The 8,261-nt window shown below is 36.7% G+C and carries 9 protein-coding genes and 1 pseudogene; 5 read left to right on the top strand and 5 right to left on the bottom strand.

Annotation, left to right across the window (positions count from 1 at the left end):
- The first annotated feature begins 114 nt into the window (after positions 1 to 114).
- Positions 115 to 1,035, top strand: coding sequence for a DUF4351 domain-containing protein (locus FJR09_RS07125; RefSeq protein WP_168653646.1), 921 nt, complete (start codon positions 115 to 117; stop codon positions 1,033 to 1,035).
- Between the two features lie 318 nt (positions 1,036 to 1,353).
- On the top strand, positions 1,354 to 1,896 hold the full coding sequence (locus FJR09_RS07130; protein ID WP_168653647.1) for a DUF2808 domain-containing protein: 543 nt from the start codon (positions 1,354 to 1,356) through the stop codon (positions 1,894 to 1,896).
- Positions 1,897 to 1,939: 43 nt separating this feature from the next.
- Here the strand turns inward: FJR09_RS07130 and FJR09_RS07135 are convergent, their stop codons facing one another.
- From FJR09_RS07135 to FJR09_RS07155, 5 genes and pseudogenes are all read right to left on the bottom strand, one after another.
- Complete coding sequence (locus FJR09_RS07135; RefSeq protein ID WP_168650731.1) at positions 1,940 to 2,470, bottom strand: dual specificity protein phosphatase family protein; 531 nt, start codon at positions 2,468 to 2,470, stop codon at positions 1,940 to 1,942.
- 12 nt (positions 2,471 to 2,482) lie between these two features.
- On the bottom strand, positions 2,483 to 3,559 hold the full coding sequence (metX, locus tag FJR09_RS07140) for a homoserine O-acetyltransferase (RefSeq protein WP_168650729.1): 1,077 nt from the start codon (positions 3,557 to 3,559) through the stop codon (positions 2,483 to 2,485).
- 75 nt (positions 3,560 to 3,634) lie between these two features.
- Positions 3,635 to 4,939 carry an O-acetylhomoserine aminocarboxypropyltransferase/cysteine synthase family protein gene (locus tag FJR09_RS07145; RefSeq protein ID WP_168650727.1) on the bottom strand — a complete coding sequence of 435 codons (1,305 nt, stop codon included), beginning with the start codon at positions 4,937 to 4,939 and terminating at the stop codon, positions 3,635 to 3,637.
- A 143-nt stretch (positions 4,940 to 5,082) separates the two neighbouring features.
- Positions 5,083 to 5,935: pseudogene (locus tag FJR09_RS07150) on the bottom strand (dienelactone hydrolase family protein).
- A gap of 120 nt (positions 5,936 to 6,055) precedes the next feature.
- Entirely contained in the window at positions 6,056 to 6,328 is a 273-nt protein-coding gene (locus tag FJR09_RS07155) for a hypothetical protein (protein ID WP_254433052.1), read from the bottom strand.
- Positions 6,329 to 6,938: 610 nt separating this feature from the next.
- Here FJR09_RS07155 and FJR09_RS07160 point away from each other — a divergent pair.
- The 3 genes from FJR09_RS07160 to FJR09_RS07170 all read left to right on the top strand — a co-directional run bounded on the left by FJR09_RS07160 (position 6,939) and on the right by FJR09_RS07170 (position 8,155).
- Positions 6,939 to 7,547: an SLOG family protein gene (locus tag FJR09_RS07160; RefSeq protein WP_168654048.1), complete on the top strand. Its 609-nt coding sequence runs from the start codon at positions 6,939 to 6,941 to the stop codon at positions 7,545 to 7,547.
- An 80-nt stretch (positions 7,548 to 7,627) separates the two neighbouring features.
- Positions 7,628 to 7,828 carry a hypothetical protein gene (locus tag FJR09_RS07165; protein WP_168654049.1) on the top strand — a complete coding sequence of 67 codons (201 nt, stop codon included), beginning with the start codon at positions 7,628 to 7,630 and terminating at the stop codon, positions 7,826 to 7,828.
- Positions 7,829 to 7,897: 69 nt separating this feature from the next.
- Positions 7,898 to 8,155 (top strand): hypothetical protein, encoded by a 258-nt coding sequence (locus tag FJR09_RS07170; RefSeq protein ID WP_168654050.1) that lies wholly within the window; start codon positions 7,898 to 7,900, stop codon positions 8,153 to 8,155.
- Positions 8,156 to 8,261 lie beyond the last annotated feature (106 nt).

Here is an 8,261-nt window from a genome sequence, read left to right on the forward strand (position 1 = left end):
AAAAGTATTCAATACAACACAAAAATTTTCAAACATCCTCTTACGGAAAATTCATAACTGCTATATAATAGGAGTCTAAATTATTTCCCAGATTTTACTCAAAATTAAAATTTAATGACTAGGTTTATACATGATAAATTCGCCAAAGACTATCTAGAAGAATTATTAAAAGATTACGGAGAAGTCAAAGCATCAGAAAAAGTCTCAGGAGAAATTAAAGAAATAGATGTTTTATTCACACCTGCTAAACAACAAACTTCTAAATTACAAATACTGGGGTTACTAGGAAGACTTGCCGAAAACCCTGCAATAATAGAACCATACCGCAATCCAGCTTCTAGCGATGAAATCTGCGACTGTATTCTCAAGTTATTAGAAGTCAAGGCTTCATTGCGACGAGAAGCCAAAGCCAATAAAATCAAACTTCAGGAGTCAGAAATTCCTAAATTGTGGATTTTAACCCCCACCATATCGGAAACTCGTTTATCTAGCTTTGGAACTATCCAAAAAGAAGGTTGGTTATCGGGAGTACATTTTTTAGCAGATGCCTTGCGAACAGCAATTGTGGCAATACACCAACTACCACAAACACCGGAGACTTTATGGTTGAGGCTTTTGGGTAGGGGAAGCGTACAATCACAAGCAATTATCGAGTTGCAAGCGTTACCATTAGATCATCCATACCAAAAAGCCACCCTGGAATTAGTTTACAACTTGCGCGAAAATTTGAGAGTAAATCAAGAACTAGAAACAGATGATAGGGAGTTAATTATGCGACTAGAACCACTTTATCAAAGAAATAGAGAACAAGCTAAAGAAGAAGGAAGACAAGAAGGAAAGCAAGAAGGAAAGCAAGAAGGAGAAAAAAACTTAATACTGCGTCTACTACATCGTCGGATTGGGGAAATTGATTCGTTATTAATCGAGCGAATTACAGGATTATCAATTGAACAGTTAGAAAACTTAGGAGAGGCGTTATTAGACTTTTCTAGTGTTGCTGATTTAGAAGCTTGGTTAACCCAACACTCAATCTAATTCATTTTGATTATTAGGGAGTTAATTATGCAATTAGAACCATTTTTCAAACAACCTATACTTGTCATAATCTAAAAACATTAAATCAGGTAGGTTGGGGAGCCATCGCCTTGGACGGGTTTCCCGGCTTGTGGCGAATGGCGTTTGACGTTAGGAAACCCAACATTTACGGACGTTTGTTGGGTTGCGCTGTCGCTTAACCCAACCTACAAAAACTCTTAACTAAACAGTATTGTAATCATTAATAAGTTCCACTTGCTAAACTAAAAGGGTGTAATGCAATGGAAAAACCTATTTAAAATATCAAATCCTAAAAACATGAACAACTTTAAAACTCTTTGTAAAACCCTAGCTATTAGTACAGGAATCTTTTTATTATCTGTGCCTACTACCTACGGGATACCACCAAAACCGTTGTTAACTGCCAAAACAACCTATAATCAAACAGGTTCTTGGGATGCAACTTATTATTTTACAATCAAATTACCAGAATCTCTGGCTAATTGGCAACTGCAACAGGTTGTTTTAACACAAATAGAAGGTGTAGAAAATATTGAATTCAATCAGAAAGACAGTTTTGCTTTCATAGAAGCAAGTGGACAAAAAGAAAAGCTAGGTATTACCCTAACAAAGAGTTCAACTCAACCACAAACTATCATTGCTACTTTTGATAAACCAGTTTCTGCAAATCAAACAATTATTATCGGTTTAAAACCTTTTCATAATCCCACCAGCGAAGGTATTTATCTATTTCGAGTTCATGTTATTTCCTCTGGTGAGAAAACGAATGATTTAGTTGTGGGAACTGCTCGTTTGCAATTTTACAATGATTTTGATAATCACCTATTTTATCAAAGGTAAAGTGTGTAGAAATTGCTGATTTTTCATACAAATGCAATATTCATCAATTAGTTAAGAATGCTAGACGACAATTATTCAGCAGCACATTTAATTCTCGTGCAACTTGTAACGGATTTTCACTTAACATTACAGCTTCATGAGGATTTCTCCCTGTTCTTATAACAGCAGAAATTGCATCTTGATTAGAAAATCCCCGCACAGTAACTAACCACGCTGCTAATATATGTCCAGTGCGACCAATTCCACCAGCACAATGCACAACTACTTTTTCATTTTGTTGATTTGCTGTGATTAAAAAAGGCAGTATTTTCTGTGTGAGTGTTTCTAAATCAGATAAATGAAAATCTTCAATTGGTGTCCAACAAACTTGTTGATTACCAAATTCTTGCTGATATATATCTAAAAGATGAGCATAATTAGCTAGTTGTTTTTCACTAAGTAAACAGTAAACTCGCTGAATGTTGTGGGATTTCATAAACTCAATCCAATCATATACCTGATGATCAGTATATCCAGGTTGAGAAGCACCAAAAACTATTGTTTCTTGTTCCCAAGCAGCAGCAAATTTGTACATCTACGGTAAACTTCAAGAATATTTACTCTTATTCACATCATCTAGTTCTTTCCTAAAAGAGACTAGGATTTCATTTAATGCTTCCATATCAATTAAAAAAGCATCATGTCCGTGAGTTGATTTAAGCAACCCCAGTTGAGCATTAGGAATTAAATCTACTAATTCTTGTTGTTCCACTGGAGGATAAAGAACATCAGAATCAATGGAGATAATTAAAGTTGGTTGTTTAATACTTTGCAAAACTGATTGATAATCTTTTCTGTTCCAACTAACATCATGACTATCCATTGCATGAGTTAATGTAATATAAGTATTAGCATCAAAACGTTCTATTAGTTTTTGACCTTGATATTGTAAATAACTGGATATTGCAAACTGATTAGATTCATCCTGCTGCCTTCCAAAACGATTTGAAAAACTCTCCCAATAACGATAGGTAATCATTGCCATCATCCGCGCTACCGCTAATCCTTGGACTGGTGGTGTATCAATTGTATAGTTCCCACCTTGCCAATTGCGATCGCTATAAATTGCCTGTCTTTGGGCTTCACTCAAGCCAATAGACCATGCTGAATGTCTTCCAGGTGATGCCATTGGTGCGATCGCTCTCACCTTTTTTGGATATAATAAAGCCCATTCTAAAACTTGCATTCCACCCAGCGAACCACCAATTGCTAACCGTAGAGATTTAACTTCCAGATATTCTAATAGTGCAGCTTGGAGGTGAACCATATCCCGAATTGTAATTCGGGGAAAAGATCCACCATAAATATTTTCTGTTTTTGGGTTAATAGAAGTTGCTCCAGTTGTACCGTAACAACTTCCTAAAATGTTGCTGCACACAATAAAATCCTGGTCAGAATCAAAGACTTTTCCTGAACCAAACAAATCTCCCCACCAGTCGTCAGCGTCAGCAGAACCTGTGAGAGCATGACAAATTAAGACTCCATTATCGCCGTTTGCGTTTAATTTTCCCCAAGTGCGATAAGCAACCTGAACATCAATTAATACTTCACCAGATTCTAATGAAAATGGTGCTGACAATTGGTAAAACTGGTTTTTTGATGAAATGAAGTCTAAGTATTTCATAAAATTAGCAATTAGCTATAGATTCCCAGATCCCCGACTTATTTAAGAAGTCGGGGATCTTTTTCTTTTGGTATATTAGCCAGAAATCTTCTTAAATGCCTGTTCAAAATCCTCCTTAATATCATCAATATGTTCAATTCCCACAGATACCCGCACCAAATCAGGTGTTACACCAGCCGAAATTTGTTCACTATCACTTAGCTGTTGATGAGTTGTAGAAGCAGGATGAATAACAAGGGTTTTTGCATCACCGACATTTGCCAAATGACTAGCTAATTTCACATTACTAATGAAAGCTTTACCTGCTTCTAATCCACCTTTGATACCAAAATTAAGAACGCCACCAAAGCCATGTCGAAGATATTTTTTTGCTCGTTCATGATATGGATGATTGGGAAGTCCTGGATAATTAACCCATGCTACCTGCTCTTGTTGTTCTAACCATTTAGCTAATTCTAAAGCATTATTTACATGACGTTCTACACGCAGGGAAAGAGTTTCTAATCCTTGCAGTAATAGAAAAGCGTTAAATGGACTCAATGCTGCTCCTAAATCTCGTAATCCTTCCACTCTGGCGCGAATAATAAAGGCAATGTTCCCAAATTGACTACCTTTCCCAAATACTTCTTGAAAATTCAATCCATGATAACCGGGGGAAGGTTCGGTAAAGAGGGGAAATTTGCCGTTACCCCAATCAAATTTACCAGAATCAACGATCACGCCGCCAATAGATGTACCATGACCACCTATCCATTTAGTAGCAGATTCTACAACAATATCTGCACCATGTTCAATTGGTCGTGCTAGATATCCACCTGCACCGAAGGTATTATCTACAATTAAAGGAATACCATTTTCATGGGCAATTTGAGCTAAAACAGCAAAGTCTGGGATGTTGAATTGGGGATTACCAATGGTTTCAACATACAAAGCTTTGGTATGTTCATCAATCGCTTGACGGAATTTTTCTGGATCATCTCCTTCCACAAATTTGACGTTTATTCCCAATCGCGGAAGAGTAACTTTGAACTGGTTATAAGTTCCTCCATAGAGGAAACTGGTAGAAACAATATTATCTCCTGCCTGAGCGATCGTACTTATTGCCAAAAATTGTGCCGCTTGACCGCTTGCAGTTGCTAAAGCTGCTACGCCCCCTTCTAATGCTGCAATTCTTTTTTCAAATACATCCGTTGTCGGATTCATAATCCGGGTATAAATGTTACCAAATTCCTGGAGAGCAAATAACCGCGCTCCATGTTCAGCATCATCAAAAACGTAGGAAGTGGTTTGATAAATTGGTACAGCGCGGGCATTAGTACCAGGTGCAGGTTCTTGTCCAGCATGGACTTGTAGGGTTTCAAAACGATAATTTTCTGACATAGTTAGTATTTAAATAGGTTGACTATCAAAACATGAAATTCGGACTTACGCAAAACCTCTCAAACTCTTATTTCTCCGTGTCCTCTGCGCCTCTGCGGTTCGTTTATCCGTAATTTCTGCGTAAGTTCTAGAAATATTGAAACTCACACTCCATACTGTTTAAACCATACCTGGAGTCTTTGCCAACCATCCTGGGCATCTTTTTCGCGGTAAGAAGGGCGATAATCGGCAAAAAAGGCGTGAGGTGCATCAGGATAAACAATTATCTCTGATTTATTGCTACTAGATTTGAGTTTTTCTCGTATTTGTTCTACTGTGTCCACAGGAATACCTGTATCTTGACCTCCATAGAGTCCCAGCACGGGGACTTTTAACTCAGAAGCAATATCAACAGGGTGTTTAGGCTGTAGTTCGGTTACATTGCCTACCAATCTTCCATACCAAGCCACACCTGCTTTTACATTGGGATTATATGCTGCATATAGCCAGGTAATTCGACCACCCCAGCAAAAACCCGTAATTGCTAATTTATCAGCGTTACCCTTGGCTGATTTTACAGCCCAAGTAACAATATTATCTAAATCTGATAGAACTTGAGTATCGGGAACTTTGGATACAATTGCGCGAATTTCGTCAATATTGCTTAATTTTGACACATCACCTTGACGGATGAATAGTTCGGGAGCGTTGGCGTTAGCCCGCCGCAGGCATCGCTAAATACCCTAATTTAGCAAAGCGTCTAACAACATCCTGTATATGTTCATGAACACCAAATATTTCCTGAATTACCAAGACAATAGGAAAATTTTCACCCTTTTCTGGTTGCGCTCTATATGCCGGAATTTCCCCACCCTCAACGGGAATTTTCACCCCTCCCGCAATTAATCCTTTTGTATCTGTGGTAATCACTTTAGCAGAAACAGGTTGTACGGCTAAAGCAAAACCAGTTGTTAAAGCAGCAGTAGCGATAAATTCACGGCGTGTTATTTCTTTGATCATTTTTAATTACCTTGATTTATTTTTTTCTCACGCAGAGGCTCAGAGACGCAGAGAGAGTAAAGGCAGATTTTTAGAAATAATTGATAATTAGTAATTTTCCTATTACCAATTACCAGATTATTTATTATTTTGCCAAACTATTTCCTTAACCTTGACTTCTTTAGGAATCAATTTGATCTTATAGAAAGCATCAGCAACTTCTTGTTGTTTCGTAATTATTTCATCTGTTAGAGGTAATACACCATATTCACGCCGCTTTTCGGCTATTTCTAAAACAGCCGCATCTATACCTAATATAGGTGATAGTAACTTAGCAACTTCAGGTGGATTATTTTTTGTCCAGTCGCTTACTTTCTTGACTTCATCAATAACCGTTTTCAGAGTATCCAAATTGCTATCAGCAAAAGATTTAGCAGCCAGATAATAACCACGATTAGGTGCTAATCCAGTCGCATCTGTTAAAGTGCGGACACTTATTGCTTTCTCTGCTGCGGCTAAGTAAGGGTCCTTATGTCAAATGGTGTACGGATTTGACAAAATATGGGAAAAGTATTGGTTTAACAGGCTTTTATAGTGTATTTGAAAAGGGTAAACAGTATTGTATTTATAACACTCAGAACCTTGATGAAGCACTTACTAAATTAAATGAAATAACAGCAAGAAATCAAAACGATTTACGTCGGTATAAGCAAATCCGCGAGGAAATAGATTTTTAATTAATTGGAATCCTAGCTTTCATCATGAAGGCAGGGGAAACGCATCTTATCAATAATGACCAAACTATTCGCATTAACGACCACTTGTTGACAATATTTTAGCCCATCACTGTCATACTGAAAAAATCAATCAAACGATAAATAGGAATTTCTTGGTTTATACATTAAAACGGTATTTTGTCAATAAGATTTAGATGCGTTTCCCCTGATCATGAAGGTTAGGATCTATTTCATTTTTTTCTGTGCTACCGCCTTTTGGTTTTGGTCTTTAGTAGTAGTTTCGCATGAAATATATTGCTCAAACAATTGAAGCTCATGGTGTATCTGTTGAAGAAACCAGATATGAGCCAGAATATCCAGAACTATATTCTCAGAAAATTGCTTGCTTTACAGGTCATAGAAAAATCCCTGATATCACCAAACAAATCAACATAGCAATTGACTTAGCTTTAGACATGGGGATAAATCATTTTTTTGTTGGTATGGCTTTAGGTTCAGATCAATTGGCTGCAAAGGTTTTAATGAGTAGAAATTTACCTTGGACGGCTGTAATCCCTTGCGCTAATCAATCAGAATTGTGGAGTTTGCAACACAGGACATATTGCGATAGCGAAGCGCTCCGTAGGAATCGCCTTCTCAGATATGCAGAAAATCAAGTAATTATCAAACCCAACTATACCGTAGATTGTATGCACATCAGAAATAAATACATGATTGATCATTCTGATGTCTGCATTGCAATCTATGACGGAAGATTTACAGGTGGAGCTTTCAAAACTTATTGCATGGCAGTTAAGAAGTTTATGCCTGTGATTAAAGTTCATCCAAAAACGAAAGAAGTCTCGATTTATCAACCACCAAAACCAAATCATACTCAATTCAGTTTGTTTTAATCATTTCTAATTTTAACACTCCTAATTCTATTCACAACAGAGTTAGGGGTTTTGTTATGCAAATCCATCAAGCGAAATAAATGCTCAAATCAGCAAAACTCACAACCACTACAGGCTATACATGGAAAACCTCAATCAGTGCAACAGCATCTTATGAATCAACGATTGAGTATTTTCTAGGAAAATATTTCGATGTGGGAATTTACCCGATTGAAAATTTAGAAAAAGTTGTGAAAGTTGAGATTTTTGACGGTAAAACAATGGTGGTATCTGAACTTTGATAGCTTTATTTTTTCAGTGCTACCGCTTAGTGGTTGTGTTCATGATTGTATTATCTGGATAAAAAAATAATGACTTGTAACGGATACTCAAATGACGAGACTTGGCAAGTTAGTTTATGGATTGAAGATTGTGATTTATCAGAACAGGAATTGAAAGATAGTTTCTTAAATCTCAAAAATGAAATATTCAAAGACAAATCGCAATATAACAGATTTTGTAGTGCGTTAGAAGACCTACTTACCGAGTCGCTTAATGTGGTGAATTGGAAACAATTAACAGAACTAAATGGGATTGATAGCGACGAAGACCAGGGGAAACGCATCTAAATTATCTTGACAGAATACTATATTAGTGCATCAATATGGGAAAATATCTAACTTCATTCAAAATCTGATAAATTCCTTTATTAAAATTATAAAAATTTCATAAATT

The sequence above is a fragment of the Dolichospermum sp. UHCC 0406 genome (assembly GCF_009712025.1).
GTDB lineage: Bacteria > Cyanobacteriota > Cyanobacteriia > Cyanobacteriales > Nostocaceae > Dolichospermum > Dolichospermum lemmermannii.

Bases quoted from the DNA above. Each gene is read 5' to 3' on its own strand.
- FJR09_RS07125 (WP_168653646.1), top strand. From the start codon at position 115: ATGACTAGGTTTATACATGATAAATTCGCCAAAGACTATCTAGAAGAA.
- FJR09_RS07130 (WP_168653647.1), top strand. From the start codon at position 1,354: ATGAACAACTTTAAAACTCTTTGTAAAACCCTAGCTATTAGTACAGGA.
- FJR09_RS07135 (WP_168650731.1), bottom strand. From the start codon at position 2,470: ATGTACAAATTTGCTGCTGCTTGGGAACAAGAAACAATAGTTTTTGGT.
- metX (WP_168650729.1), bottom strand. From the start codon at position 3,559: ATGAAATACTTAGACTTCATTTCATCAAAAAACCAGTTTTACCAATTG.
- FJR09_RS07145 (WP_168650727.1), bottom strand. From the start codon at position 4,939: ATGTCAGAAAATTATCGTTTTGAAACCCTACAAGTCCATGCTGGACAA.
- FJR09_RS07160 (WP_168654048.1), top strand. From the start codon at position 6,939: ATGAAATATATTGCTCAAACAATTGAAGCTCATGGTGTATCTGTTGAA.
- FJR09_RS07165 (WP_168654049.1), top strand. From the start codon at position 7,628: ATGCTCAAATCAGCAAAACTCACAACCACTACAGGCTATACATGGAAA.
- FJR09_RS07170 (WP_168654050.1), top strand. From the start codon at position 7,898: ATGACTTGTAACGGATACTCAAATGACGAGACTTGGCAAGTTAGTTTA.